The sequence below is a fragment of the Rhodoferax sp. GW822-FHT04A08 genome, from assembly GCF_058801025.1.
This window is the reverse complement of the sequence record NZ_JBXAMW010000020.1, coordinates 13,429-38,729: the sequence shown is the minus strand read 5'-3', so window position 1 is coordinate 38,729 and position 25,301 is coordinate 13,429. Positions and strand designations below refer to the sequence as shown.

The following is a 25,301-nucleotide window of genomic DNA, read 5'->3' as shown; positions in this document are numbered from 1 at the left end:
TCAGGCGGTAACCAGCTGGCGCACCGCGCGGATGTCATCCGGGCCGGTGCGGCAGCAGCCGCCTATCAGGCGTGCGCCCTTGGCTTGCCAGCGGTGGGCTTGCTCTGCGTAGGCTGCGGCCTGTGGGCTGACACCGGCCCAGACTTTTCCCTCGGCGTCGTAGTGTTCGCCGGAATTGGGATAGGCCAGCACAGGCTTGCTGGTGTGGGCCTTGGCCTGCTCCACCAGGCTGGCAACATATTCCGGCGCGGTGCAATTCACGCCGATAGCCACGATTTGCGGATAGGCCTCCAGTGCGGCCACGCAGTCCGCCAAGCGCTCACCCTGCGCGTTGTGCTCGCCATCCTTGCAGGCAAAGCTGATCCAGGCCACCGCATCGCCCTGCTCGGCCAGCACATCGGCAATCGCCAGGGCTTCGTCCAGGCACGGAATGGTTTCACAGGCCAGCAGGTCGGCACCCGAGGTGGCCAGCACCTGCAGACGCTCGCGGTGGAAGTTGGCCAGTGCAGCACGGTCCAGGCCGTAGTTGCCACGGTATTCCGAACCGTCTGCCAGCATGGCGCCGTAAGGCCCGACGGACGCCGCCACCAACGGGCGAATTCGCCCCACACGGTTGGCGGGGTCCGCCCAGAAGGCATCGCGTGCCTCCTGGGCCAGCTTGACGGAAAGGCGCATCAGATCGGCCGCCTGCGCACGGCTCATGCCACGGCGGGTAAAGGCCTCGAAGGTGGCCTGGTAGCTGGCCGTGGTGGCCACGTCGGCGCCGGCCAGAAAATAGTCTGCGTGCACGGCGCGAATGAGCTCGGGCTGCTCGATCAACAGTTTGGCGGACCAAAGCGGATCATTCAGGTTGGCGCCACGGCGTTCCAGCTCGGTGGCCAGTGCGCCGTCCAGCACCATGAGACGGTCGTTTGCGAGAAAGATTTCAATGGGGTTCAACATGCTTGCATTCATTCAAAAAACTGGCGGTCAGGTTATCCAAAGCGCATGCATGACGGCTGCAATATGCGCCCCTGAGCCGCGGGCGGGAAGCGCGCAAACGCATAAAGCGGCGGGCTGCGGGCGCCAACGGCTCAATACAGCTTGTGGCGTTTCTCGAACAGGTGCACGCCCGCAGTGATGACCAGGGTCATGCCCCCATACACCACGCCGGCCAACACCAGCGCATCGGTTGTGTAGGACTCGTTGGACAGGCGCCGGGCAATGCCGGTGAGGTCAAACACCGTGATGGTGCTGACCAGGGCCGTGGCCTTGAGCAGGGAGACAGCTTCATTGCCCAGGGCCGGGGCGGCAATGCGCAGGGCCTGGGGCAAGACGATGCGCCGCAGCATGTCCAGGCGCCCCATGCCATAGGCCGCAGCCGCCTCGAGCTGACCGTGGGGAATGGCCAGGATGGCGGCGCGCATGTCCTCTGCCATGTAGGCGGCAATATTGAGCGTCAGGGCGATAAGGCCGCAATAGAAGGCGTCTTCAAACAGCACCCAGAAGGGCGATGCACGGACCCATTCGAACTGGCTGAGTCCGTAGTACAGCAGGAACATCTGCACCAGCAGCGGGGTTCCACGAAACGCAGCGCCATAGCCACGCACCATTCTGCGCACCCAGGGGCCGCCTTGGGTTGCGCCCAATGCCAGCCCCAGCGCCAGCAACAGCCCCACCACGGACGACACGGCCCACAGCTCCAGCGTGATGACCAGGCCATCCCACAGTTCGGCGCTGTTGTCGCGCAACACGGCGAGGTAGTCGGATAAGAGTGCTTCCATGGGCTAGCGCAGATAGGGACGCTGCGCCCGGCGTTCCAGGGTGGAGACCAGCGGTTCCGTCAGGGCCAGGAGCACAAAGTACATCACGGCCGCAGTGAGCAGAAACAGAAAAGGTTCGTGGAACGCCTGCGCCGCCATATTGGATTTCTTCAACAAGTCTTCCAGCCCGACGACGGAAACCAGCGAGGTGTCCTTGAGCAAGGACTGCCACAGATTGCCCAGGCTTGGCAGGGCGATGCGCCAAGCCTGCGGCAAGCGCACCAGGAAAAATGTCTGCACCGGGGTCAGGCCCAGGGAACGCGCTGCCTCCAGTTGCCCGCGCTCCAGCGCCACGAAGCTGCCGCGAAACACTTCGGACGCATACGCACCCAGCACCAATGCCAGTGACACCACACCCGCAAAGAACGGGCTGATATCCAGGGCGCCATCCCAATAGGTGTTGATGGCGTTGGACAGGCCAAAGTAACAGACCAGCACGACCAGAAACTCAGGCACGCCACGCAGCACGCCTGCCAACACCGCCACCGGGCGGCGCAGCCAGGCATGGCGGCTGAGCTGGCATGCCGCAAACAGCAGCCCCAACAACAGCCCGCACACCAGGGACGTGCAGGCCAGTTGCACTGTCATCAGCGCACCTTGCAGCAACTGGCCTGCATAGGCCTGCAAAACATCCATCACACCTCCAGGGGAGGGTCGTCACAGCCCGCAGGCTGTGACGACCCAATTACTTGACCGTGGGGGCAATGCTAAAGGGGAATACCTTTTTGTTCTCTGCCGCAAACGTGCCGTCGGTCAGCACCTTCTTGATGGCACCATTCAGACGCACCTTCAACGGGTCGCCCTTGCGCACGGCAATGCCGGTACCTTCGCCGAACATTTCCACGTCATTCAGTGGCTGGCCGGCAAAGTCAAATCCCTTGGCCTTGCCGGTCTTGACCAGCCACTCATACGCCACGGTGGTGTCCGTCAGCGTGGTGGCAATGCGACCAGCCTCCAGGTCCAGCCAGATGGCATCCTGGTTGGGATAGGACTTGGTGGAAATACCGGACTTGCCCTTGGGCAGACGCTTCTTGAGGTATGTCTCGTGGTTGGAGCCGCTGTACACGCCCACGGTCTTGCCGCGCAAAGTAGCAGGGTCTTCGCTGATGCCGGAGCCAGTCTTGGCTACGTATTGCACAGGAGCCAAGGTGAAGAGGTCGGTAAAGTCCACCACCTTCTTGCGCTCGTCGGTGATGGACATCTGTGCCAACACCGCATCGATCTTCTTGGCCTTGAGCGCCGGAATCAGGGCATCGAAGTCCATGGTCACGTATTCACACTTGGCCTGGATCTGTTTGCAGATCACATTGCCGAGCTCGATTTCCATACCCTTGAGTTGGCCCGAAGCATCCTTGTATTCAAACGGGGGGTAATCCGACAGGGTGCCTATGCGCACCACATCTTGTGCAAAGGCCACGCCTGCGGCCATCAACAAACCACCCAGCAAACTCTTCAAAATCTGACGCTTCAATTTCAATTCCTCCAGATACGGCTGCAACAGCAGCCTCAACCAACCCGATCAAGGGCAACCATCAAGCACGCACAACCCGTCCAAACGTCTATAGGCAGCATGAAGTTGCATACAGACAGCAGTCAGAACGGACTCGCCCGGCTTGACCAAAATTGCGCTTTTGAGGCGCAAAGGAAGCTCAAGTTTCCTAAAAAGAAACGCCGCTGAGCCGCGTTGTTGGCCTGCTTTTTGCAGAAAACCCGCGCCAAATGACCGATAGACGCCGAATGACGTCGCAATCGCCAGTTGCCTACAATGAAACGATGGAAACCACCTTGGACCCGTTCGACCGGAAGATTCTGGAGTTTGTACAACGCGACTGTCAGGTCAATGCTGAAGTAATTGCCGAGGCGGTAGGGCTTTCGGCCTCCGCAGTACAGCGTCGGCTGCGCCGCTTGCGTACCGACAAGGTCATCACCGCCGAAGTCGCCGTCGTTGACCCGCGCTCCTTGGGTCCGCACATGCAGTTCATTGCCGGCATTGAGCTCAAGGACAACTACGAGGCCTTGCCCCGCATCCGTGCCTGGGTCCAAAAAGAACCCGAAGTGCAACAGCTCTTTTACGTGACAGGCGCGATGGACTTGGTTATGGTCATCCTCAGCAAAAGTGTCAAGGAATACGACGCACTGTCCGCCCGGCTGATGGCGGAGGTACCGCAGGTCATCCGCATGACCACCAACGTGGTGATCGACGCAATGAAGTTCGACATGTACGTTCCCGTCAGCGACTGAGTCCAGAAAAAGACCGGGCAACCAACTTGCGTGTCTAACCCTTGCCCTGCTCGCCAAACGCGAGCTTGTGCAGATCCACCAGACTCATCAGGGCGGTCACCACCTCGGGCTTGAAGCCCATGCGCTTCTGACCTTCGTTGTAGCCGTTGAGTACCAGGCCCTGGATGTACTCCACGCAGTCGCGGTGACCCCAGAATTTTTCGATGGCCAGTGCCACACGTACGTGACGCTCCGCAACTATGGCCAGATTCCAGTCCACACGGGCCTGCAACGGGCGCTCGTGCATAGCCATGGGACGGGTGTCCAATTCCTCGTCCTCCCACTGAAGAGTAGGAAAGCCGACTTCCGGCTTCGGTGATTTTCTGTGTATGGACACCAACGCACTCCGACAAATTGGTCAATTTATGCCCCGCACTCTACCCCAAGCCGTGCAGAATGCCCCGAAACACACTTTGACAGACAGCAAGAGTCTCTGGTTTACTGCCGCCGCATGCAAACACCGCACCTTTTGATCAATCCCCATGCCGGTGGAGGCAGAGCACGCGCGCTGATTCCGGCCCTGCAGGCCTGGGCCGCCGCACAAGCCACTCCTGCCACCGTCAAGGTGGCCGATACCGTGCCACAAGCCCTGGACTGGCTGCGCGCTCTTCCGCGGGGCGCCACCGTGGCGTTGGTAGGCGGCGACGGCACCATCAACCAGTTGCTGCCGGCGTTTCTCTCCAATGACTTGACCCTGGGCCTGATCCCACGCGGCAGCGGCAACGACGTGGCCCGCGCACTGGGGATTGCCGGCCTTTCCTGGCAGGCTGCGTTGCAACTGATCGAATCGACTCCGCCGCGCGCCATGGACGTGGGCTGGATGCGCACACCCACAGAAGAGCGCCCATTTCTTTCCAGCTTGACCGTAGGTTTTGACTCAGCGGTAGGCTTCAAGGCCTTGCATGGCCCGCGCTGGCTGCGCGGCTTGCCACGCTACCTGTTGGCCACCTTGCGTGAGTTGTCTGCGCTGCAGACGTGGGACATGCGGGTCACCCTGGATGGCGAGGACCTGCACAGCGGCACCACCCTGTTTGCATCGACCCTGAACACGCCCAGCTATGGCAGTGGCATGCCCGCGGTCCCCCATGCGCGGATCGACGATGGCAAGCTGGACGTGCTGATTGCCGGACGGTTCAACGTGCCACAAACCCTTGTCATGCTGCCGCGCCTGCTGCTGGGGCGCCATTTGAACCATCCGCGCGTTCTCAATCGCTCCTTCCACACCATGGCCGTTGCATCCGATCAACCACTGCCACTGGCAACGGACGGTGAATACGTCGGCGAATCGTCCACACTGTCAGTGAGAGTAGCGCCCGCCGCCTTGCGCGTGGTGCGCAGTAACGGCTCAAGGAATCAACGATAGGTCGCCAGGATGGCGTCCCACTCCCCCCGTTTTTTGAGATTTGCCACCGCAGCGTCAAATTGCGTGACACTGACGGGGGCGAGCTTGCTCATCGCGCAACGGGTTTCAAATTTGTCGGCGACCATTCTGTTGCTCACAAAAGCGTTGAGCTCTGGCTTCTTCAACAGCTGATAGTCCAGAAACAATTGCTCTGAAATGAAGTAGTCCACCCGGTTGGCCATGAATCGTGCCAGGTTGGTGACTTCGTTCTCGGCGTCATCGCGTACCAGCAGGCCGGACTGGAACTGTGTTTGAAGTTCCGGGTACACATAGCCAAGTACCGTACCCACTTTGCCGCGGGTCAGGTCTTGCAGGCTGCGAAGCTTCTGACCACCCTTGTTCCTCACCAGCAGATTGGCGGTGGAGAGGAACCCGCTACTCCATTGCAACTTGTCCGGCTCCTTCAGCCACACGGGACGGGTGTGGCACAGCACGTGCATGCTGCCGCTTTGCAGGACTTCTTCGACGCGCTTGCGCGGAATGGACTGAAAGACCGCGTCATACCCAAGCTCTCGGGCTATGGCGCTTTCCAGATCAACGAGGATTCCACCTTTTGCTCCGGGCTGGTCTGCCTGGCGCTCCGCAATCACCAGCGGCGCAGAGATGCTATGGTCCAGCACGAATCGCAACTCCGCCGCATTGGCGCTTCCGATGAACGCCAATAGCACTGCCAGCCATAGTGGCCGTCTATAAGTGCCGGGTCGCCTTGCTGAGAAAATCCGCATGTCTTTTGCTTGAAGGGAGAAAAGCTGAAGTACTGGAGGCTTTCAGGTCATTATCTCTTCGCTGTCCTTTCCTGCATGATCAAATCCTGACGGCGAAAAGCGCACAGCAGCGGCAACAGACTCATGACCAACAAAGGCACAATAGACGCATGCCCATACGTCCTCCCTTCATAGCCCCCCAGAGTTTCACCGATGCCGCTGAGGCGCTGGCCCAGGTGCGCCGCATCTATGACGCCAGCATCGAGCACCTGCGTATTGCCATGCAGCGCTTTGTTTCCGGTGACGAGCAGATGGACCACGTACGCGCCTGCTACCCCATGGTGCGCATCCACACCGACACCGTATCACGTGTGAGCACCTCGGACACGGCACGCCTGAGCTTTGGCTTCGTGGCAGGCCCTGGCCGTTTCGAGACCACGCTGACCCGGCCCGACCTGTACAGCGACTACTACCTGGAGCAGTTCCGCCTGCTGTTGGAAAACCACGGAGTAGAGCTGGAGGTGTGCACCAGCTCGCAGCCTATTCCTGTGCACTTCTCGTTTGCCGAGCACGACCATCTGGAAGGAAATCTGTCGGCAGAGCGCCGCATGCTGATGCGCGACGTGTTCGACCTGCCCGACCTTGCCGCCATGGATGACGGCATTGCCAACGGCACCTACGAACCCAAGCCGGGAGAAGCGCTGCCACTGGCCCTGTTTACCGCGCCCCGCGTGGACTATTCGCTGCACCGCCTGCGCCACTACACCGGCACCGGCCCCGAGCATTTCCAGAACTTCGTGCTGTTTACCAACTACCAGTTCTACATCGACGAGTTCATCGCACTGGGCCGTGCCGCCATGGCCGACCCGAACAGCGAGTACGTCGCTTTCGTGGAGCCCGGCAATGTGATCACCCGGCGCGTAGGCCTGCCGGCGCAGCCCGTGGATGCCCTGGGCAAGGAGCCGCCGCGCCTGCCGCAGATGCCGGGCTACCACCTGGTGCGCGAAGACCGCGCCGGCATCACTATGGTCAACATCGGCGTGGGCCCTGCCAATGCCAAGACCATCACCGACCACATCGCCGTGCTGCGACCCCACACCTGGATCATGCTGGGTCACTGCGCCGGCCTGCGCAATACGCAGCAACTGGGTGACTACGTGCTGGCCCACGGCTACGTGCGTGAAGACCATGTGCTGGACGAAGAGCTGCCGTTGTGGGTGCCCATCCCCGCGCTGGCCGAAATCCAGGTGGCGCTGGAACAAGCTGTGGCCGACGTGACGCAAATCCAGGGCGCAGCACTCAAGAGCATCATGCGCACCGGTACCGTGGCCAGCACCGACAACCGCAACTGGGAACTGCTGCCCGACAACACGCCGCAGCGCCGCTTCAGCCAGAGCCGCGCCGTCGCGCTGGACATGGAGTCCGCCACCATTGCTGCCAACGGTTTCCGTTTCCGTGTGCCCTACGGCACCTTGCTGTGCGTGAGCGACAAGCCGCTGCACGGCGAGATCAAGCTGCCCGGCATGGCCAATCACTTTTACCGCGAGCGGGTGGACCAGCATTTGCGCATCGGCATTCGCGCCCTGGAGCTGCTACGCGCGCAGGGAGTGGATCAGCTCCACAGCCGCAAGCTGCGTAGCTTTGCCGAAGTGGCATTTCAATAAAGCAGGGAAGCAGGCATGGCGGAAGACTTTTTCAGCGTCAGCCATCTGGTCAAGCGCTATGGCGATACCGAGGTCGTGCGCGACCTGTCGTTCTCGATTGCGCCGGGCGAGTGCCTGGGCGTGATCGGCCCCAACGGCGCAGGCAAAACCACCACCATCCGCATGTGTCTGGGCCTGACCGCTCCGGACAGCGGCACCATCCACGCACTCGGCCTGCAGATGCCGCAGGATGCGCTGGCCATCAAGCAACAGCTGGGTGTGGTGACGCAGATGGACACGCTGGACCCGGATTTCAGCTGCGCCGAAAACCTGCTGGTCTATGGCCGCTACTTCGGTTTGAAAGACAAGGTCATCAAGGAGCGCATCCCCTCGCTGCTGGAGTTCGCCTCCCTCAGCCACAAGGAAGGTGCCAAGCCGGGTGAACTCTCCGGCGGCATGAAACGGCGCCTCTCGCTGGCGCGCGCGCTGGTCAACAACCCCAAGCTGCTCCTGCTCGACGAGCCCACCACCGGGCTGGACCCGCAAGCGCGGCACCTCATGTGGGAGCGCCTGCAATTGCTACTGCAGCAAGGCAAGTCGATTCTGCTCACCACCCATTTCATGGACGAGGCCGAACGCCTGTGCTCGCGCTTGCTGGTGCTGGACCATGGCAAGAAGATTGCCGAAGGCACACCACGTGACCTGATTGCAGCGCATCTGGAGCCCGATGTGGTGGAGGTGTTTGGCAATGGCGCGCTGGCGCTGGTGGACAGCCCCATGCGCGGACTCGCGGCACGCGTGGAGGTCAGCGGCGAGACGGTGTTCTTCTACACCCACAACGCCCACGACCTGTTGCAGGCATCGGGTGCCCACCCCCAGCTGCGCACACTGCACCGCCCGGCCAATCTGGAGGACCTTTTTCTCAAATTGACCGGACGCCAAATCCGGGAGGATGCCTGACATGAATGTGTGGAGAGCCCCGTCGTTGAGTCTGCGCTTCTGGCCCGTATTCCTGCGCAACCTGCTGGTCTGGCGCAAGCTCGCCATCCCCAGCCTGGTGGGCAATATCGCCGAGCCGCTGATGTGGCTGGTCGCCTTTGGCTACGGCATGGGCGCACTGGTGGGCAAGATCACGGTGCACACGCCCGAGGGAGAGGTGGCCGTGCCCTACATCCTGTTTCTGGCCAGCGGCTCCATCTGCATGAGCGCCATGCAGGCCGCATCCTTCGAAGCGCTGTACTCGGCCTTCTCGCGCATGCATGTGCAAAAGACCTGGGACGGCATCATGAATGCGCCGGTGGGTCTGGACGACATTGTGTTTGCCGAAATGCTGTGGGCGGCCTTCAAGGCACTGTTCACCGTGACCGCCATCATTGGCGTGATGCTGGCACTGGGCATCACCCATAGCCCGAAGCTGCTGCTGGCCTGGCCGATTTTGTTTGGTGTCGGGGTGACCTTCAGTTGCATGGCACTGGTGTTCAACGCTATGGCCAAAGGGTACGACTTCTTCACCTACTACTTCACGCTTTTCCTCACGCCGGTGATGTTCCTGAGTGGTGTGTTCTTCCCGCTGGAGCAACTGCCGCAAACCGTACGCCAGGTGGCTGACTGGCTGCCTCTGGCCAGTGCCGTGGCGCTGGTGCGCCCGCTCTTCATGGACCAGTGGCCGCAGGACGCGGCGCGCCATGTGCTGGTGCTGGCCGCGTATGCGGGTGTGTCGTTCTGGATTGCCCTGGCCCTGACCCGCAAGCGTTTCGCCAAGTAGCTGCAAACTCCGCGTCAGGTGGCTGATGCATGATGTCGTCATAACAAATCGAACATCGATTCGGAGACTGCATGAGATTGGCGTTGATGTCGGATATCCACGGCAACATCCAGGCGCTGGAGGCTTGCTTGTTGCACGCGCGCGCCCAAAAGGCGCAGCGCTTTGCCTTTCTGGGCGATCTGGTGGGCTATGGCGCCAACCCGGCGGAGGTGGTGGACATTGTGATGCTGCTTACCGAAGAAGGCGCCACCGTACTCAAGGGCAACCATGACGAGATGGCGGTCACCCCGCCCGCCGACGTAAAGAACGTGGGCAGCAGCACCGCCGCCTGGACCCACCTGCAATTGAGCCCGCTGCAGCGCGCCTGGCTCAACGCCCTGCCCTTGAGCGCCCAGCTCGACAAGATGCTGCTGGTGCACGCCAGTGCCGACGGCCCCGAGCTGTGGCGCTATGTGTATGACGAGCGCGCCGCCACCGCCAGCCTGGATGCCGCAGCCGACTGGCCTGGCGTGCGTTATGTGTTCGGCGGCCACGTGCACGAGCAAAGCCTGTACTACCGTGGCTCCACCGCGGGTCTGATGAAGTTCATCCCTCAACCCGGCGTGGCCGTGCCGGTGCCGCCCCACCGCCAGTGGCTGAGTACGGTGGGCTCGGTCGGTCAGCCGCGCGATGGCAAGACCGAGGCCATGTACGCCCTGATCGATACCGAGCGCTGGCAGCTCACCTTCCATCGGGTGGGGTACGACTACCAGGCCGCAGCCAGCGCCATCCGCGCCGCCGGCCTGCCCGAATTCTTTGCGGAGCGACTGGAGAAGGGCCGATGAAACTGCTGCAGCCTGGCGCTGAACTGGACGGCTTCACCATAGAAGACTGCATCCACTCGGGCGGCATGGCCCACATCTACAAGGTGCACTACAGCGACGACCGCCCCGGCCCCGGCTTTGAAATGGCCATGAAGATTCCCCGCATGACGGCGGGCGACGGCGCTGAAAACATCGTGAGCTTCGAGGTCGAGAGCCAGATCATGCAGGTGCTCACCGGCAGCCACGTGCCACGCTTTGTGGCCGCCGGAGATCTCAGCCGCGTGCCCTACCTGGTTATGGAGTACGTACACGGCCGCACGCTGCAGCACTGGCTGGACTCCGAAATGCCGCCCTCGATCGGTCAGATCATCCACCTGGGGCTGGCGATGGCGCACGCCGTGCATGCCTTGCACCAGCAGAACACGGTGCACCTGGACCTCAAGCCGGCCAATGTACTGATCCGGGAAGACGATAGTGCGGTGCTGCTGGACTTTGGCCTTTCGTGCCATGCGCACTATCCCGACCTGCTGGCTGAGCAGTTGCGCAAGGCCGTTGGCTCACCTGCGTGGATCGCGCCCGAGCAAGTGGTGGGCGTACGCGGCGATCCGCGCAGCGACATCTTTGCCATCGGCGTCATGCTCTATCAGCTGTGCACCGGCGAATTGCCTTTTGGCGAACCGCAGACGGCTGCGGGCATACGCCAGCGCCTGTGGATGGACCCCACGCCGCCGCGCAAGCTCAAGCCTGATCTGCCGCCCTGGTTGCAGGAAGTGGTGATGCGCTGCCTGGAGCCCGAGGCGGCCCTGCGCTATCCATCCGGTGCGCACCTGGCCTTCGACCTGACCAACCCCGAGCAGATCCGCGTGACCGAGCGCGGCAAAAACACCAAGGGCACGTCGTTTCGTACCCATTTCAAGCGCTGGATCAAGGCTGCCGGCATGCACTACCAGCCCAGCCCGGTGCCCTCGCAGCAGATCAACGAAGTGCCCATCGTCATGGTCGCGGTGCCTCACAACGATGTGACCGATGCCACGCTGTACTCCCTGCGCCAGGCGGTGGCCCGCTCACTGGGTACCCGCCCGGGCGCACGCCTGGCTTGCGTGACGGTGATCTCGCCCAACCAGACCAGTGCATCGGATGAGCGCAAGAGCGAAACCAATGTGCAACGGCGCTACCTCACCAACCTGCGCCAGTGGGCCCAGCCGCTGGACCAGCCGGACCAGCAAATTTCGTTTCATGTGTTGGAGTCCAGCGACGTGGCCCAGGCCCTGCTGGACTATGCACGCGGCAACAACGTCAGCGTCATCGTCATGGGCGCGGCCACGCATGGCCTGAAAACCCAGCGCTTTGTGGCCACGGTGCCGATCAAGGTCGCCATGGATGCGCCCTGCACCATCATCCTGGTCAAGCAGGCGCTGCCGTTCGAGCATCTGGGCAGCACACCGGCAGAGCGCAGTGCGTCTGCCGGCGGCTACTCGGATTCGGACGCCGACCGGCTTTCCTGAAGCTGTCGCCGCCGATTCACACCTGGTTTTGCGATGCGCGGACCATGCGGTTTCTGCGGCTGCAAGACCACGACGGCGGTCCGACATCGCGCCATCATGGTTTCCGTGCAACTGCGACAATGGTCCGATGACCCACGCCTTTGAAACTCTAACACCCGACCTGGTACTGGACGCGCTGGAGAGCGTGGGGCTGCGCGGTGACGGCCGTCTGACGGCACTGTCGTCCTACGAAAACCGCGTCTACCAGGTGCAGCTGGAGGATGGAACCTCGGTGGTGGCCAAGTTCTATCGGCCCGAACGCTGGAGCGACCCGCAGATTCTGGAAGAGCACGCTTTTGCCGCGGAACTGATGGCGTTTGAAGTTCCCGCCATCGGCCCGCTGGTGCTGAACGGCCAGACCCTCCACCATTTTGGCGGCTTCGCGTTCAGCGTCAGCCCGCGCCGCGGCGGCCGCCCGCCCGAGCTGGATGACAGCGAGGTCCTGGAATGGATTGGCCGCTTTCTGGCGCGCATCCACACCGTGGGCGCGCGCAAGCCCTTTGTGGCACGCCCGGCCCTGAATGTGCAGACCTTTGCCGAAGAACCCATGCAGTGGCTGCTGGCGCACGATATGGTGCCGCTGGATGTGCAGTCCGCCTGGACACGCGGCGTGGAAAAGGCCATTGCCATGGTCCGCCAGCACGACACCCTGAACGCCGATGCCAAGCGCAGCGACATCCGGGTGCTGCGCCTGCATGGCGACTGCCACCCCGGCAATATCTTGTGGACTCCCGCCGACGCCGCGCCCGACCTGGGCCCGGGGCCGCACTTTGTCGATCTGGACGACGCGCGCACCGGCCCGGCGGTGCAGGATTTCTGGATGCTGCTCAGCGGCGACCGGCAGCAACGCACGCGACAACTGGGCGCGCTGGTCGATGGCTACGAGCAGTTCCGCGAATTCGACCGGGCCGAACTGGCGCTGATCGAGCCGCTGCGCACGCTGCGCCTCATCCACTACAGCGCCTGGTTGGCGCGGCGCTGGACCGACCCCACCTTTCCGGCCAATTTCCCGTGGTTCGGCAGCAGCGACTACTGGCAAGGCCAGGTGCAGATGCTAGAAGAACAGCTCGAAGCCATGGAAGAGCCGCCGCTGGTGGTGTAGGGCCGCGCCATGCTGACGCTCAACATCATCGGTGCCGGGCGCGTGGGCCAGACCTTGGGCCGGCTGTGGCAGGCCAGCGGCGCCTTTGCGGTGCAGGACGTGCTCACCACCATGCCAGCCAGCGCACAGGCTGCTTGCAATTTCATGGGCGCTGGTACGCCCAAACCCGACCTGCGTGCCATGCGGCATGCCGATGTCTGGATGCTGGCCGTGCCCGATGCGCACATCACCCAGGTCGCGCAGACGCTGTCCGAGGCTGTTGCCCTTTCTGCGCCACCAACCGGAGCAACGCCTACCATTGCCTTCCATTGCAGCGGTGCGCAGTCCTCTGACAGTCTGGCGGACCTTGCTGCGCTGGGCTGGCAGACCGCCAGCGCGCATTGCATCCTGAGCTTTGCGTCGGCGGAAGTGGCAGCCCGGCAATTTGCCGGAACCGCTTGCGCGCTGGAGGGCCATCCGTCTGCCATTGCCCTGCTGCGTGCGGCGTTTGAAGGCATCCAGGCGCACTGCTTTGAAGTGGCCAGCCAGGACAAGGTGCTCTACCACGCCGCCGCGGTGTTTGCCACCAACTTCCTGCCGGTGCTGCAATCAGTAGCCGAAGACGCCTGGCGCGCCACCGGTGTTCCGTCCGAGCTGCTGCCCCATCTGCGCGCCACGTTGTTGTCCAACGCGGTCGCCAACATCACCCGCATGGGGCCGGCACAGGCCCTGACCGGTCCGGCAGCGCGGGGCGATGTGCAAGCCATCGCACGACAGACCGCCGTGGTCAGTCAATGGGATGCGCAGGTCGGCGCCGCCTATGAGGCCCTGAGTGCCTTGGCGTTGCGTATCGCAAAGGCAAGGACCGAGGCCGAGCCCACGAAGGCCAGCACCCACTGAGCCGGACCGTTCTCGGCAAAGTCCAGCTGATCGGTGGTCAGCACATACACCGCAAACGCCACCAGCATGGCCAGCAGGCGCATAGCCCAGTGCGTGGGTGCATGCCAGCGCTGCGGCACCGTGGTCAGCAACACGCCACCCAGCAAGCCAGACAGCAATCCCAGGCTGATGCCCACGGCCACGTCACCCGGCCAGTGCGCGCCTACGGCAATGCGCGACAAGGCGGTGCCACAGGCCAGCATCAAGATCCACCAGTGGCGTTTACGCTGCGCCGGTGTGAGCGCAAAGTAGATCGCCGTGGCCACCGCAAAGGCGGTGGTGGTGTGACCGGAGGGCATGGAAACGTTGTGCAGCACCTCCCCCACGATGCGTATCTGCGCTTCGTCGATCTCGGCTGCCGGGCGCGGGCTGACCAGGAGACTTTTGCCAGCGCGCGCAAAGGCGGTGGCAAACGGAGCAGCGCAGATCCAGGCCCACATCAGGCGCGGCGCGGCCAGCAGCAAGGGCGCAGTCAGGCCCAGAATGCCCCAGCCATTGCCCATCAGCGAAAACCCGGTCCATACCGAAGCCGCCACCGGTGCGCACAAGTGGTTGATGAAGAGAAACATGCCCGGTTCCCACACATGCAGCCACAACGGTGCGGACACGACAAGAATCAGCAGTGGCAGCAGCCACAGGCGCGCTGAAAAAATATGAAAGGGCAATGTGCGCATGAAGTTTGTGTAAATGCCAGCCCTAGGGCAGAGACGCCGCGCCTGCCGCCTTTTGCGCGGCAGCCGATTGGAGCCGCGGCTCGGGGGCACCTGACCAGCCGCTGCAGGCATAGAAATCAAAATGGGCCAGGTCATACCCCAGCCGCTGGACGTTGAGCCGGTCCAGTATTGTGCATTGGGCAAAGCCATGCGCGCCCAAAGGTGTTTCGTAAGGCAGCTGCGACCAGTCCACCAGCAGTGCATTGCCACCCGGCGCCAGCTTGCCGGCCCACAGGTCAAACTGGTCAAAGCGGTCTTCCAGCACATGCACCTTCAGCGGCCGGGCGTACCAGCCGATGCGGCTGGCCAGCGTCCAGTTCTGCACTGCGACGGCGTCCAGGCCGTGCTGCGCTGCCAGTTGCCGGGCGCGCTCGCCAGCCTGATCCCAACCATGCAAGTCGGCAAACGGGTTGGGCGCGTCGGAGGACTCGGCGCTGGCCGTCTTGCCCGCCATGAATGGCATGCCCGCACTGAGCATGATGGTGGGCAGGGCCACACAGGCCAGCGCCTGCAGCAGAACGAGTACGCGCACTGTGTACGCCTTGCCGCGGGCCACGCTTTGGGCCAGACCCATCCCGGCAAACGGCGCAAGGGCCACCCAGGCGGGCGCCGTCCAGTGCGGCAGGCTGGTGCCGCCGCCCGACAGCGCTGCCAGCACGGCGAAGGGAATGAGGAAGAACAGCACCAGCAAACGCTCTGCGGGAGCCACACCACGCAGACCCGAGGCACCCCAGCACAGCAAGGGGCCGAACGCAAGCAATTGCACCAGCACAAAGCGCAGCACATGCAGGCCGCGCCAATCGCCGCCCGCGCCATGCTGCGTCTGGTAGGCAAACGACACCCAGTGGTTCTGCAGGTTCCAGACCAGCACCGGGCTCACCATCGCCAGAGCCAGCAGTGTGGCAACCCACAGCCAGGGTTTGCGCAGCAGCGCCAGTCCGTGCCCGTGCAACAGACACAGCGCGACGGCAGCGGCGCTGAAGATGGCGGTGTACTTGCTCAGGCCCGCCAGCCCCAGCAACACACCCAGCAGCAGCCATTGCGCGGGACTGTCTGCGTGCCGGGGCTCCAACAGCCGCAGGGTTTGCAGCATGAGTGCTGCCGACCAGAACATCAGCAAGGTGTCGGGCAGCAGGCCAATGCCCAGGATGTGCATCAGCGGCGCCAGCAGCAGCGCCACCAGACTCCACCAGGCCGCCTGCAGCTGCAGTGCAGACTGTGCGCACAAGCGCAGCGCCAGCCGGTAAACCAGCAGCATGGTGCCCAGCCAGAGCAGGCCGGGGATGAGCCGCAGCAACACCGTTGGCGCATCCAGTGCGACCAATGGCCACTGCACCCAACCCACCAGCGGCGGATGGTCAAAGTAGCTCAGTGCCGGGTGTACGGCATAGAGAGCGTAGTGGGCCTCGTCTACCGAGAGCCCCAGGTTGGCGCCCAGCAGCGCGTGCAGAACAAATACCAGTGCCAGCCATGACCGCGCGGGCGTTGCAAGCGCAATGGGAGTTTGCATATTCGAATTATTCAGGCGCAAGGCGACGGGTCCATCCATACAATGCCCGCAGTCTAAACTGCGCGTGTCAACGCTTTTCCGTCCCGCGCATTACGTAAAGGAAAACCATGCCCACCTACCACATTGAATTGCTCGAAGGCCGCAGCATCGAGCAAAAGCGCAAACTGGTGCAAGAGATCACACGTGTCACCGTGGAAGTGCTGGGCACCTCCCCTGAAGCGGTGGACATCATCATCACCGACGTCAAGCGCGAGAACTGGGCCACAGGCGGCAAGCTCTGGTCCGAACCGCGAAGTTAACCCACCCAACAACCGGGAGTACACTGAACCCATGTGTCAATTGCTAGGGATGAACAGCAGACTGCCAGCCAGTCTGACGCTCAGTTTCACCGGTTTCTCGCAGCGCGGTGGCTGCACCGACCACCACTCCGACGGCTGGGGTATTGCCTTCTTCGAGAGCGAGGGACAAAACCCGGGTCGCGCTGCCCGCCACTTTGTGGACAAGGAAAGTGCGGCCACTTCCCCCATCGCGCAAATGCTGCGCAGCTACCCGATCAAGAGCCACAACGTGGTGGCCCATGTGCGCAAGGCCACGGTGGGCGGCGTCACACTGGAAAACTGCCACCCGTTTGTGCGTGAGCTGTGGGGCCGTTACTGGTTCTTTGCCCACAACGGCGACCTGAAGGACTTCAACCCGCCCCTGCACGGCAATTTCAAACCCGTGGGCAACACTGACAGCGAACTGGCCTTTTGCTGGCTGATGCAGGAGCTCAACAAGTCCCACGCCAGCGTGCCCACCGTCGAAGAATTGAGCCACACCTTGCGCGACTTGGCACCACGCATCGCCAAGCATGGCACCTTCAACTTCCTGCTCAGCAACGGCCAGGCCCTGTGGGCGCATGCCAGCACCAAGCTGCATTACGTGCTGCGCCAGTATCCATTCAGCGAGGTGAAGCTCAAGGACGAGGATGTCAGCGTAGACCTGTCCGAGCTCAATGGCCCGGATGACCGCCTGGCCATCGTGGTGACCGAGCCGCTCACCACCAACGAGCATTGGGTGGCAATGCAGCCCGGAGAATTGCGCGCGTTTTGCGACGGGGCACTGCTGGTTTGACCATTTAGCGCAGCGCCTCCTCCAGCGCGTCCATGAACATGGCCGGCACATCAAAACCGGTCTGGTCGGTGATTTCCTGAAAGCAGGTCGGGCTGGTGACGTTGATTTCGGTGAGGCTGTCGCCGATCACATCCAGCCCCACCAGCAGCAATCCACGCGCCGCAAGAATGGGTCCCAGGGCTTCTGCAATGGCACGATCGGCTTCGCTGATGGGCTGGGCCACACCCTTGCCGCCAGCAGCCAGGTTGCCGCGTACCTCGCCACCCTGTGGAATGCGCGCCAGGCAATAGGGCACGGGCTTGCCGCCAATGACCAGCACGCGCTTGTCACCATCCTTGATGGCGGGCAGGAACTTCTGCACCATGATGGTCTGCGCGCCATCGGCATTCAGCGTCTCGATGATGGCGCCCAGGTTCAGGCCATCTTCCTTGACGCGGAAGATGCCGGTGCCGCCCATGCCGTCCAGCGGCTTGAGGATGATGTCTCTGTGTTCGGCATGGAAGGCGCGCACGGCGGCCGCATCGCGGGTGACGATGGTAGGGCCTATGAACTGCGGGAACTCCATGATGGCCAGCTTTTCGGGGTGGTCACGCAGCGCACGTGGCTTGTTGAACACCTTGGCACCTTCGCGCTCGGCCTGCTCCAGCAGATGGGTGGCATAGAAGAACTCGCTGTCGAAAGGCGGGTCCTTGCGCATGACAATCGCATCGAAGCTGCGCAGGGCCACGGTCTCACTGGCCGTCACGTCAAACCAATTCTCTTTGCCGCCCGTGAGGTGGATGTTGCGCACCAGGGCCTGCACCACACTACCGCGTTGCCACACGATGTGCCGGGGCTCGGTGGCCGCCACCGTGTGACCCCGGCGTTGCGCCTCGCGCATCATGGAGAAGGTGGTGTCCTTGTAGATCTTGAAGGACTCCAGCGGATCGGCAACAAAAAGAATGTTCATACGGCTCTTGTGAAAAACGGGTTCAACGGGTTTGTGGCGCTTTCCAGTGCTGCACCGCCAGTGCCACGGCACCGGCCACCACCCCCCAGAACGCAGAGCCTACACCGGCCACGGCAACCCCGCTGAGCGTGACCAAAAAGGTGATGATGGCTGCCTCGCGATCCACATCCTTGTCGAGCGCCACACGCAAGCCACCGGCAATGCTGCCCAGCAAGGCCAGCCCGGCAATGGCCGCCACCAGTTCCTTGGGGAAGGCGGTGAGCACGCCGATGATGGTGGCACCAAACAGGCCGACCAGCACATACAAGCCGCCGCAGGAGACGGCCGCCGTATAGCGGCGCTTGGGGTCGGCGTGGGCCTCGGGCCCCATGCAGATGGCCGCGGTGATGGCACTCAGGTTGAGCGAGAACGCGCCAAAGGGCGCCAACACCAGCGTGCATAAACCAGTGAGCGTGATGGTGCGCGATATCGGGATACCGGCATCGCCTCCGTTGGCCCGCTCATCGCCGTAACCCGCAGCCTTGATGGCGGCCACACCGGGCAGGTTCTGCGACGCCATGGTGACGATGAACAAGGGTAGTGCCAGGCTGACGAAGGCCGATACCGAAAACACCGGCGTGACCCACACCGGCAGTGTCAGGCCGTACTGGATGTCGGTCTGCAGAAAGCCATGGTTGAACGCCACGAACACGATGGCCACCGCCAACGTCAACGGCACGGCGTAGCGCGGCAACAGGCGCTTGCCCACCAGATAGGTCAACAGCATCAGTACCACCAGCGGCAGGGAAGTCTGTGCCGCAGTGAAGGCCGATAGGCCGAAGCGTGCCAGCACGCCCGCCAGCAAGGCGGAGGCGATGGCCACCGGGATGCGGTCCATCAGCCGCTCAAACCATCCGGTGGCGCCCGCCACCACGATGAGCGCAGCACACATCATGAAGGCGCCCACGGCATCGCCCATGTGGAAGCCTCCCGCCATGCCAGCGCTGGCCAGCACCGCCGCACCCGGCGTGCTCCAGGCCACCATCACCGGTTTGCGCCACCACAGCGAAGGCACCAACGTGCACAAGCCCATGCCCAAGCCGATGGCCCACATCCAAGAGGCCATCACCTCCGGTGTGGCACCAAATGCCTGAGCCGCCTGGAAAACGATGGCAATGGAGCTGGTAAAGCCCACTAATACGGCTACAAATCCTGCGCTGAAGGCGGAGATGCTCCAGTCCTTGAAAAACTGCATAGAAAAAGAAACTAGATTTCGATCTTGCTGCCCAGCTCCACCACGGAGTTGTTGGGCAGGTTCAGGAAGTCTGCCGCGGCACTGGCATTGCGGTGCATCTGCGCAAACAGCTTCTCGCGCCACGGAGCCATGCCTTCGCCCAGCGTGGGCACCACGGTATCGCGCGAAAGGAAGTAGCTGGTGGTCATGGCATTGACATCACAGCCACGCCCCTTGATCTGCTGCAGTGCCTTTGGAATGTCGGGGTCGTTCTTAAAGCCATAGTTGACAGTGACCTGCCAGCAGTCGTGCCCTAGCGAGTTCACTTCCAGGCGCTTGTTCATGCCAACCCAAGGGATCTCATGGCTGCGCACGGTAACAAACAGATTAGTCGTGTGCATGACTTTGTTGTGCTTGAGGTTGTGCAGCAGCGCGTTGGGCACGGTACCCGATTCCGCCGTCAGAAAAACAGCTGTACCTTCCACACGCACTGGCGGGCTTACAAACACCGCCTCCAGGAAACTGGGCAAATCAATGGCATCGGCCGCCAGCTTCTGGTTCATCAGGCGACGTCCATCCTTCCAGGTGGACATGATGACGTAGAGGCCCACGGCCATGGCCAACGGAAACCAGCCACCCTGGGCAATCTTGAGCGAGTTGGAAGCAAAGAACGAGGCGTCAATAACAAAGAAAAGCCCGGTGGAGGCAATGCACAGCCAGAGTGGGTATTTCCAGCCATAGCGCACCACGAAGAAGGTCATGACGGTGGTGATGATCATCACCAGGCTGACCGAGATGCCGTAGGCCGCGGCCAGTGCGTCGGATGAACCAAACATGACAACCGCCAGCACCACGCCAAACATGAGTGTCCAGTTGACCGCCGGAATGTAGATCTGACCGGTGTCCTTGATGGAGGTGTGAAGAATGGTCAGACGCGGCAAAAAGCCCAGTTGAATGGTCTGCTTGGTAGCCGAGTAGGCACCGGAAATCAAGGCCTGCGAAGCAATTACCGTGGCTGCCGTGGCCAGCACCACCAGCGGTATCAACGCCCACTCGGGCGCCATCAGAAAGAACGGGTTTTGTGCGGCCTCCGGATCGGCCAGCACCAAGGCACCCTGACCAAAATAGTTCAACGCAAGGGAGGGCATGACCAGACCAAACCATGCAATACGGATAGGTTGCTTTCCGAAGTGCCCCATGTCTGCGTACAGCGCTTCAGCGCCCGTCAGACACAGGAAGACAGCACCTAGGGTAATGAAGGCCAACGCATGGTGCTCCACCATGAAGCCAAAGGCGTAGGTTGGCGACAAGGCCCAAAGAACAAACGGGTTTTGCACGATCTGCACCAGTCCCATGACACCAATGGCAATGAACCAAAGCACCGTGACGGGACCAAAGAACTTGCCAATGTCACCTGTGCCACGTCGTTGCACCAGAAACAGGCCGGCCAGCACCATCAACGAGATGGGGACCACATAAGGTTTGGCCGAGGGCGTGATGATCTCCAGACCTTCGACTGCCGACAGCACGGAGATGGCCGGTGTAATGACTCCATCCCCGAAGAAAAGCGCCACACCGAATACCCCCAGAACAATCAGAATGCCGCGCACGCGCGGGGTGTCCTTTGTCGACAGCGAAGCCAGCGCCAACAGCGCCATGAGGCCACCTTCGCCATTGTTGTCGGCCCGCATGATGAGCACGACGTACTTGATGGAAACAATACCCGTAAGCGCCCAGAAGAAGAGCGACAGCACGCCCAGCACGTTGGTAGGGGTGATGGGCACGTGCCCGCTGACAAATACTTGCTTGAAGGCGTACAGCACACTGGTGCCGATATCCCCGTAAACCACACCGATAGCGCCCAGGGTCAGGGCGGCAAGAGACGATTTTGATGCTGACACAAGTTGCCCCGGCCCATTGAAGGACCGGTATCCATTCCGTTCGGGAGCGCTATTTTGCTCTCGCTCCCCTTGGGCGCAAGCCCTAATGAAGCAAATATTTGCGCTGCCTTGTTGCGGCGCAACAACTACCCGACTCAGTCGTAACGTTCGGCTTGCGGGTCGGTCACTTCCAGCTCATAACTGGCCGCCAACATGGCCAGACGCCCCACTACACCGTACATGTAGAAACGGTTGGGTGCGCTGGCGCCAGGCCGCACGCCGGGCTGCGGCAGATGGGTGCTCTCGTTGAATGCCAACGGGACAAAGCTGGACCCGGGTGCATTCAGGTCTTCGTCGATGCCACGCTCTGCATGGATGCGGTAGAAGCCACCCACCACATAGCGGTCCATCATGTAGACCACGGGTTCGGCCACTGCGTCGTTCATGCGTTCCAGCGTGAGCACGCCCTCTTGCAGGATCAGTTCCTGCTCACCCTGGAAGGGGCTGCCTGCGGCGTTGCGGGCTTTCTTGGCCAGTGCAGCCACATCCTTGGCATCACGCACAGTCATCAGACCCGCGCCACTGCCCCGGTTGTCGGCCTTGACCACGACAAAGGCTTTTTCCTTGATGCCGTATTCCTTGTACTTCTTCTTGACCTTGGCCAGCAGCGCATCGACACGCGCGGTCAGCGCGTCCAGACCATCCGTGGTACCCAGATCGATGCCGCCACAGCTGTCGAACATGGGGTTGATGAGCCATGGGTCCACACCGATGAGCTTGCCAAAGCGTTTGGACACTTCCTCATAAGTCTTGAAGTGGGTGCTGCGCCGGCGCGTGCTCCAGCTCGCGTGCAACGGAGGCAGCAGATACTGCTCGTTGATATCTTCCAGAATGCCGGGAACACCGGCCACCAAGTCGTTGTTGAGCAGAATGGTACAGGGGTCGAAGTCCTTGACACCCAGCCTGCCCTTGTTGCGAATCACCGGCTCCAGCGTCAGCGTTTCGCCATCGGGCAAACGCAGCGTGGTGGTCTTCTTCACGTCCGGGCTGATGGAGCCAAGGCGCACATTGAGCCCCGCCATGTGGAAGATGCGGCGCAGTTGGGCCAGGTTGCTCAGGTAAAAGGTGCTACGGACATTGTTCTCCGGCACGATCAGCAGGTTACGCGCCTCCGGGCAGATCTTTTCGATGGCGGCCATGGCGGCCTGCACGGCCAGGGGCAGCATGGCAGGCGTCAGGTTGTTCCAGCCGCGCGGGAACAGGTCGGTGTCCACCGGGGCCAGCTTGAAGCCGGCGTTGCGCACGTCCACCGAGCAATAGAACGGCGGCGTGTGCTCCATCCACTCCAGACGGAACCAGCGCTCGATGGCCGGCATGGAGTCCAGCACGCGCTGTTCCAGTTCGTTGATGGGGCCGGTCAGGGCAGTGACGAGGTGCGGAACCATGCGGTGCTTTCAAAAATGCGTTTCTACTTTTTCATCGGGGGAACGCTGTTAGATGGAGCCGATTGCGCCGTGTTCAAGCGCGTTCACCAGCTATTTGCGTACATCCCCGTCGCCCAGCACCACGTACTTGAGCGAGGTCAGTCCTTCAATACCCACCGGCCCGCGGGCGTGGAACTTGTCGGTGCTGATGCCGATCTCGGCGCCCAGGCCATATTCAAAGCCATCGGCAAAGCGGGTGCTGGCGTTGACCATGACACTGGCCGAGTCCACCTCGCGCAGGAAGCGCTGGGCGTGCATGTGGTCGCGGGTGATGATGGCGTCGGTGTGGTGGCTGGAATAGCGGTTGATGTGCGCAATGGCTTCATCCACGCCCGCCACAACCTTGACGCTGATGATGGGCGCCAGGTATTCCTCAAACCAGTCCTGCTCGGTCGCATCGGCCAGCTTGGCTTGGGCCACACCTTGCAGCAGGGCACGGCTCTCTGCGCACACGCGCATCTCCACGCCTTTGTCAGCGTAGACCTTGCCGATCAGGGGCAGGAACTGCGCTGCCACACCACGCGCCACCAGCAAGCCCTCGGCGGCATTGCAGGGGCTGTATTTGTTGGTCTTGGCGTTGTCGGCCACCTTGACGGCCATGGCGATGTCGCAGGGATCGTCCACATACACATGGCAGTTGCCATCCAGGTGCTTGATGACCGGCACCTTGGCATCGCGGCTGATGCGCTCAATCAGGCCCTTGCCGCCGCGCGGGATGATCACGTCCACGTACTGGGGCATGGTGATGAGCTGGCCCACCACGTCGCGGTCGGTGGTCTCCACCAGTTGCACCGCATCGGCGGGCAGGCCGTTCTCGGTCAGGGCCTGCTGCACCAGCTTGGCCAATGCCTTGTTGGACTCGATCGCTTCCGAGCCGCCGCGCAGGATGCAGGCGTTGCCACTCTTGATGGACAGGCTGGCCGCTTCGATGGTCACATTGGGACGGCTCTCGAAGATCATGCCGAACACGCCGATGGGTACGCGCATCTGGCCCACACGAATGCCGCTGGGCTGCTGGCGCATGCCGATGATCTCGCCAATCACGTCGGCCATACCAGCCAGCTGCTCGCAACCATCGGCACAGGTCTCCAGCACCTTGGGGGTGAGCTTGAGGCGGTCCACCATGGGCGCCGCCAGACCGGCAGCCGTGGCGCGTTCCAGGTCCCTGGCGTTGTCCACCTGCAGGGCCTGGGTGTTCTCGCGCAGCAAGGCCGCCAGACGGCGCAAGACCTTGTTCTTAACTGCGGCGGACGCTGCGGCCATGACGCTGGAGGCGGCCTTGGCCTGCACACCCAGGGACTGGGAGTATTCGGAGATGTTGAGCGCGTTCATGTCGACATTTTCGCAGAACGCCGGGAGCCGGAAATCAGCCCTCTGAAAGCGGGCTCAATGCGGGCTGCGGGTGGCCTGCTGGGGTGCACACAAATGGCACAGCTCCAGGGCGAGTTGGTGCAACGCCTGCCAGCCGCTCTGCGGCCAATCGGGTTGCTTCAAGCCCTTGACGATACCGTCCACAAGATGCGCGGACTGCAGCAGATCGGCCAATGCCGATGCGGAAAGACGTGGCAGCACCCGCTCGAACAGGCGCTCCTTGTTGCCCCAGATGCGGTTCTCGCGCAGCGCCATGGGCAACGGTTTACCCTGGGCCATGGCGTCCTTCACCCGCTTGAGGGCACGGATGTCTTCAGCCAGGGTGTAGTGCACCAGCACCTCGGCCTCGCCCTCAGCCTGCAATCCGTCGAGCATGCGCTGCACACGTTCGGGCCTGCCCGCCAGGACGGATTCCGAAAGTTTGAATACGTCGTAGCGCGCTACGTTGAGCACCGCGCTTTCGATCTGCTCGAAAGTCAGCACGCTGCCTTGCAGGTCGGCGGGAAACAGCAACGCCAGCTTCTGGATCTCCTGATGGGCCGCCAGCAGATTGCCCTCCACGCGATCGGCAAAAAACTGTAAGCTGCGTTGCCCGGCCTCGCCAGGCTCCACGCGCAACCCCTGCGCACCCAGGCGCTGGGCAATCCACTGCGGCAGTGCGCTGCGCTCCACCGGTTGCACTTCCAGCGTAATGCCATTGCCGTCCAACGCCGCGAACCAGGCGCTGGACTTGGTCATCTTGTCCAGTCGCGGCAGCATCACAATGGTCAGAACCGCGTCGTTGCCCTGGGCGGCCTCAGCCAATTGCTGCAGGGCCACGCTGCCGTCCTTGCCCGGCTTGCCGCTGGGGATGCGGATTTCAATGATCTGCTTGTCGGCAAACAGGCTGAGCGAGCCGCCGGCTGCCAACACCGCACTCCAGTCGAAGTGCGCGCCGGCCACGGTGTGGGAACTGCGCTCGGAAAAGCCTTGGGCACGGGCATGGGTTCGTATGGCATCCAGCGCCTCCTGCACCAGCAGCGGCTCGTCACCATGCAGCGTGTACAGACTCTTGAGTCCACGCTGCAGATGGTTGGCGAGTTGCCCTGGGGAAACTTGCATGACG

Annotated in this window: 25 protein-coding genes; 11 read left to right on the top strand and 14 right to left on the bottom strand. The window is 62.4% G+C overall.

Features of this window, described 5'->3' with window-relative positions; all coding sequences use genetic code 11:
- From mmuM to AC1RMF_RS23840, 4 genes are all read right to left on the bottom strand, one after another.
- Positions 1-942 carry a homocysteine S-methyltransferase gene (mmuM, locus tag AC1RMF_RS23855; RefSeq protein WP_493144824.1) on the bottom strand — a complete coding sequence of 314 codons (942 nt, stop codon included), beginning with the start codon at positions 940-942 and terminating at the stop codon, positions 1-3.
- A 131-nt stretch (positions 943-1,073) separates the two neighbouring features.
- The gene (locus tag AC1RMF_RS23850) at positions 1,074-1,763 is read right to left on the bottom strand and encodes an ABC transporter permease (protein WP_493144822.1); all 690 of its coding nucleotides are present in this window, start codon (positions 1,761-1,763) and stop codon (positions 1,074-1,076) included.
- 3 nt (positions 1,764-1,766) lie between these two features.
- Positions 1,767-2,438 carry an ABC transporter permease gene (locus AC1RMF_RS23845; protein WP_493144820.1) on the bottom strand — a complete coding sequence of 224 codons (672 nt, stop codon included), beginning with the start codon at positions 2,436-2,438 and terminating at the stop codon, positions 1,767-1,769.
- A gap of 49 nt (positions 2,439-2,487) precedes the next feature.
- A complete protein-coding gene (locus AC1RMF_RS23840) occupies positions 2,488-3,273 on the bottom strand; it encodes a transporter substrate-binding domain-containing protein (RefSeq protein WP_493144818.1) in 786 nt (261 codons plus the stop codon).
- 302 nt (positions 3,274-3,575) lie between these two features.
- Here AC1RMF_RS23840 and AC1RMF_RS23835 point away from each other — a divergent pair, with 302 nt between their 5' ends.
- Positions 3,576-4,043, top strand: a complete 468-nt coding sequence (locus AC1RMF_RS23835; protein ID WP_493144816.1) for an Lrp/AsnC family transcriptional regulator — start codon at positions 3,576-3,578, stop codon at positions 4,041-4,043.
- 34 nt (positions 4,044-4,077) lie between these two features.
- Here AC1RMF_RS23835 and AC1RMF_RS23830 read toward each other — a convergent pair whose 3' ends face one another.
- Complete coding sequence (locus AC1RMF_RS23830; RefSeq protein ID WP_493144815.1) at positions 4,078-4,335, bottom strand: hypothetical protein; 258 nt, start codon at positions 4,333-4,335, stop codon at positions 4,078-4,080.
- 198 nt (positions 4,336-4,533) lie between these two features.
- Here AC1RMF_RS23830 and AC1RMF_RS23825 point away from each other — a divergent pair, with 198 nt between their 5' ends.
- The gene (locus AC1RMF_RS23825; protein WP_342620416.1) at positions 4,534-5,445 is read left to right on the top strand and encodes a diacylglycerol/lipid kinase family protein; all 912 of its coding nucleotides are present in this window, start codon (positions 4,534-4,536) and stop codon (positions 5,443-5,445) included.
- Here AC1RMF_RS23825 and AC1RMF_RS23820 read toward each other — a convergent pair.
- Positions 5,436-6,146 (bottom strand): substrate-binding periplasmic protein, encoded by a 711-nt coding sequence (locus AC1RMF_RS23820; RefSeq protein ID WP_493144813.1) that lies wholly within the window; start codon positions 6,144-6,146, stop codon positions 5,436-5,438. The two genes, AC1RMF_RS23825 and AC1RMF_RS23820, sit on opposite strands and share 10 nt — an antisense overlap.
- A 212-nt stretch (positions 6,147-6,358) precedes the next feature.
- Between AC1RMF_RS23820 and AC1RMF_RS23815 the strand changes: the two genes are divergently transcribed.
- The 7 genes from AC1RMF_RS23815 (at position 6,359) to AC1RMF_RS23785 (ending at position 13,924) form a co-directional block, all read left to right on the top strand.
- The gene (locus AC1RMF_RS23815; RefSeq protein WP_493144812.1) at positions 6,359-7,852 is read left to right on the top strand and encodes an AMP nucleosidase; all 1,494 of its coding nucleotides are present in this window, start codon (positions 6,359-6,361) and stop codon (positions 7,850-7,852) included.
- 15 nt (positions 7,853-7,867) lie between these two features.
- On the top strand, positions 7,868-8,791 hold the full coding sequence (locus AC1RMF_RS23810) for an ATP-binding cassette domain-containing protein (protein WP_493144810.1): 924 nt from the start codon (positions 7,868-7,870) through the stop codon (positions 8,789-8,791).
- Entirely contained in the window at positions 8,784-9,596 is an 813-nt protein-coding gene (locus AC1RMF_RS23805; RefSeq protein WP_493144808.1) for an ABC transporter permease, read from the top strand. The genes AC1RMF_RS23810 and AC1RMF_RS23805 overlap by 8 nt, the downstream gene beginning before the upstream one ends.
- A 71-nt stretch (positions 9,597-9,667) precedes the next feature.
- Positions 9,668-10,420, top strand: coding sequence for a metallophosphoesterase family protein (locus tag AC1RMF_RS23800; RefSeq protein WP_493144806.1), 753 nt, complete (start codon positions 9,668-9,670; stop codon positions 10,418-10,420).
- On the top strand, positions 10,417-11,904 hold the full coding sequence (locus AC1RMF_RS23795; RefSeq protein WP_493144805.1) for a serine/threonine protein kinase: 1,488 nt from the start codon (positions 10,417-10,419) through the stop codon (positions 11,902-11,904). The genes AC1RMF_RS23800 and AC1RMF_RS23795 overlap by 4 nt, the downstream gene beginning before the upstream one ends.
- A 127-nt stretch (positions 11,905-12,031) precedes the next feature.
- The gene (locus tag AC1RMF_RS23790; RefSeq protein WP_493144803.1) at positions 12,032-13,045 is read left to right on the top strand and encodes a serine/threonine protein kinase; all 1,014 of its coding nucleotides are present in this window, start codon (positions 12,032-12,034) and stop codon (positions 13,043-13,045) included.
- 9 nt (positions 13,046-13,054) lie between these two features.
- On the top strand, positions 13,055-13,924 hold the full coding sequence (locus AC1RMF_RS23785) for a Rossmann-like and DUF2520 domain-containing protein (RefSeq protein ID WP_493144801.1): 870 nt from the start codon (positions 13,055-13,057) through the stop codon (positions 13,922-13,924).
- Here AC1RMF_RS23785 and AC1RMF_RS23780 read toward each other — a convergent pair.
- Both AC1RMF_RS23780 and AC1RMF_RS23775 read right to left on the bottom strand, forming a co-directional pair.
- On the bottom strand, positions 13,843-14,637 hold the full coding sequence (locus AC1RMF_RS23780) for a phosphatase PAP2 family protein (protein ID WP_493144799.1): 795 nt from the start codon (positions 14,635-14,637) through the stop codon (positions 13,843-13,845). The genes AC1RMF_RS23785 and AC1RMF_RS23780 overlap by 82 nt on opposite strands.
- A gap of 22 nt (positions 14,638-14,659) precedes the next feature.
- Positions 14,660-16,186: an ArnT family glycosyltransferase gene (locus tag AC1RMF_RS23775; RefSeq protein WP_493144797.1), complete on the bottom strand. Its 1,527-nt coding sequence runs from the start codon at positions 16,184-16,186 to the stop codon at positions 14,660-14,662.
- Between the two features lie 107 nt (positions 16,187-16,293).
- Here AC1RMF_RS23775 and AC1RMF_RS23770 point away from each other — a divergent pair, with 107 nt between their 5' ends.
- Positions 16,294-16,485, top strand: coding sequence for a 4-oxalocrotonate tautomerase (locus tag AC1RMF_RS23770; RefSeq protein ID WP_493144795.1), 192 nt, complete (start codon positions 16,294-16,296; stop codon positions 16,483-16,485).
- Positions 16,486-16,516: 31 nt separating this feature from the next.
- Positions 16,517-17,299, top strand: a complete 783-nt coding sequence (locus AC1RMF_RS23765) for a class II glutamine amidotransferase (protein WP_342620404.1) — start codon at positions 16,517-16,519, stop codon at positions 17,297-17,299.
- A gap of 4 nt (positions 17,300-17,303) precedes the next feature.
- Here AC1RMF_RS23765 and gshB read toward each other — a convergent pair whose 3' ends face one another.
- The 6 genes from gshB to holA all read right to left on the bottom strand — a co-directional run bounded on the left by gshB (position 17,304) and on the right by holA (position 25,297).
- Complete coding sequence (gene gshB / locus AC1RMF_RS23760) at positions 17,304-18,248, bottom strand: glutathione synthase (protein ID WP_493144793.1); 945 nt, start codon at positions 18,246-18,248, stop codon at positions 17,304-17,306.
- A gap of 22 nt (positions 18,249-18,270) precedes the next feature.
- On the bottom strand, positions 18,271-19,482 hold the full coding sequence (locus AC1RMF_RS23755; RefSeq protein WP_493144791.1) for a benzoate/H(+) symporter BenE family transporter: 1,212 nt from the start codon (positions 19,480-19,482) through the stop codon (positions 18,271-18,273).
- Positions 19,483-19,493: 11 nt separating this feature from the next.
- A complete protein-coding gene (locus AC1RMF_RS23750) occupies positions 19,494-21,362 on the bottom strand; it encodes a potassium transporter Kup (protein WP_342620401.1) in 1,869 nt (622 codons plus the stop codon).
- Positions 21,363-21,496: 134 nt separating this feature from the next.
- Positions 21,497-22,786 carry a glutamate--cysteine ligase gene (gshA, locus tag AC1RMF_RS23745; RefSeq protein WP_493144789.1) on the bottom strand — a complete coding sequence of 430 codons (1,290 nt, stop codon included), beginning with the start codon at positions 22,784-22,786 and terminating at the stop codon, positions 21,497-21,499.
- A gap of 90 nt (positions 22,787-22,876) precedes the next feature.
- The gene (locus tag AC1RMF_RS23740) at positions 22,877-24,157 is read right to left on the bottom strand and encodes a glutamate-5-semialdehyde dehydrogenase (protein WP_342620399.1); all 1,281 of its coding nucleotides are present in this window, start codon (positions 24,155-24,157) and stop codon (positions 22,877-22,879) included.
- Positions 24,158-24,211: 54 nt separating this feature from the next.
- A complete protein-coding gene (gene holA / locus AC1RMF_RS23735) occupies positions 24,212-25,297 on the bottom strand; it encodes a DNA polymerase III subunit delta (RefSeq protein WP_493144786.1) in 1,086 nt (361 codons plus the stop codon).
- Positions 25,298-25,301 lie beyond the last annotated feature (4 nt).

What these genes read in the sequence shown, in the direction of transcription:
- mmuM (WP_493144824.1), bottom strand. Translation starts at nt 942, where the DNA reads ATGTTGAACCCCATTGAAATCTTTCTCGCAAACGACCGTCTCATGGTG.
- AC1RMF_RS23850 (WP_493144822.1), bottom strand. Translation starts at nt 1,763, where the DNA reads ATGGAAGCACTCTTATCCGACTACCTCGCCGTGTTGCGCGACAACAGC.
- AC1RMF_RS23845 (WP_493144820.1), bottom strand. Translation starts at nt 2,438, where the DNA reads ATGGATGTTTTGCAGGCCTATGCAGGCCAGTTGCTGCAAGGTGCGCTG.
- AC1RMF_RS23835 (WP_493144816.1), top strand. Translation starts at nt 3,576, where the DNA reads ATGGAAACCACCTTGGACCCGTTCGACCGGAAGATTCTGGAGTTTGTA.
- AC1RMF_RS23830 (WP_493144815.1), bottom strand. Translation starts at nt 4,335, where the DNA reads ATGGCTATGCACGAGCGCCCGTTGCAGGCCCGTGTGGACTGGAATCTG.
- AC1RMF_RS23825 (WP_342620416.1), top strand. Translation starts at nt 4,534, where the DNA reads ATGCAAACACCGCACCTTTTGATCAATCCCCATGCCGGTGGAGGCAGA.
- AC1RMF_RS23815 (WP_493144812.1), top strand. Translation starts at nt 6,359, where the DNA reads ATGCCCATACGTCCTCCCTTCATAGCCCCCCAGAGTTTCACCGATGCC.
- AC1RMF_RS23810 (WP_493144810.1), top strand. Translation starts at nt 7,868, where the DNA reads ATGGCGGAAGACTTTTTCAGCGTCAGCCATCTGGTCAAGCGCTATGGC.
- AC1RMF_RS23805 (WP_493144808.1), top strand. Translation starts at nt 8,784, where the DNA reads ATGCCTGACATGAATGTGTGGAGAGCCCCGTCGTTGAGTCTGCGCTTC.
- AC1RMF_RS23800 (WP_493144806.1), top strand. Translation starts at nt 9,668, where the DNA reads ATGAGATTGGCGTTGATGTCGGATATCCACGGCAACATCCAGGCGCTG.
- AC1RMF_RS23795 (WP_493144805.1), top strand. Translation starts at nt 10,417, where the DNA reads ATGAAACTGCTGCAGCCTGGCGCTGAACTGGACGGCTTCACCATAGAA.
- AC1RMF_RS23790 (WP_493144803.1), top strand. Translation starts at nt 12,032, where the DNA reads ATGACCCACGCCTTTGAAACTCTAACACCCGACCTGGTACTGGACGCG.
- AC1RMF_RS23785 (WP_493144801.1), top strand. Translation starts at nt 13,055, where the DNA reads ATGCTGACGCTCAACATCATCGGTGCCGGGCGCGTGGGCCAGACCTTG.
- AC1RMF_RS23780 (WP_493144799.1), bottom strand. Translation starts at nt 14,637, where the DNA reads ATGCGCACATTGCCCTTTCATATTTTTTCAGCGCGCCTGTGGCTGCTG.
- AC1RMF_RS23775 (WP_493144797.1), bottom strand. Translation starts at nt 16,186, where the DNA reads ATGCAAACTCCCATTGCGCTTGCAACGCCCGCGCGGTCATGGCTGGCA.
- AC1RMF_RS23770 (WP_493144795.1), top strand. Translation starts at nt 16,294, where the DNA reads ATGCCCACCTACCACATTGAATTGCTCGAAGGCCGCAGCATCGAGCAA.
- AC1RMF_RS23765 (WP_342620404.1), top strand. Translation starts at nt 16,517, where the DNA reads ATGTGTCAATTGCTAGGGATGAACAGCAGACTGCCAGCCAGTCTGACG.
- gshB (WP_493144793.1), bottom strand. Translation starts at nt 18,248, where the DNA reads ATGAACATTCTTTTTGTTGCCGATCCGCTGGAGTCCTTCAAGATCTAC.
- AC1RMF_RS23755 (WP_493144791.1), bottom strand. Translation starts at nt 19,482, where the DNA reads ATGCAGTTTTTCAAGGACTGGAGCATCTCCGCCTTCAGCGCAGGATTT.
- gshA (WP_493144789.1), bottom strand. Translation starts at nt 22,786, where the DNA reads ATGGTTCCGCACCTCGTCACTGCCCTGACCGGCCCCATCAACGAACTG.
- AC1RMF_RS23740 (WP_342620399.1), bottom strand. Translation starts at nt 24,157, where the DNA reads ATGAACGCGCTCAACATCTCCGAATACTCCCAGTCCCTGGGTGTGCAG.
- holA (WP_493144786.1), bottom strand. Translation starts at nt 25,297, where the DNA reads ATGCAAGTTTCCCCAGGGCAACTCGCCAACCATCTGCAGCGTGGACTC.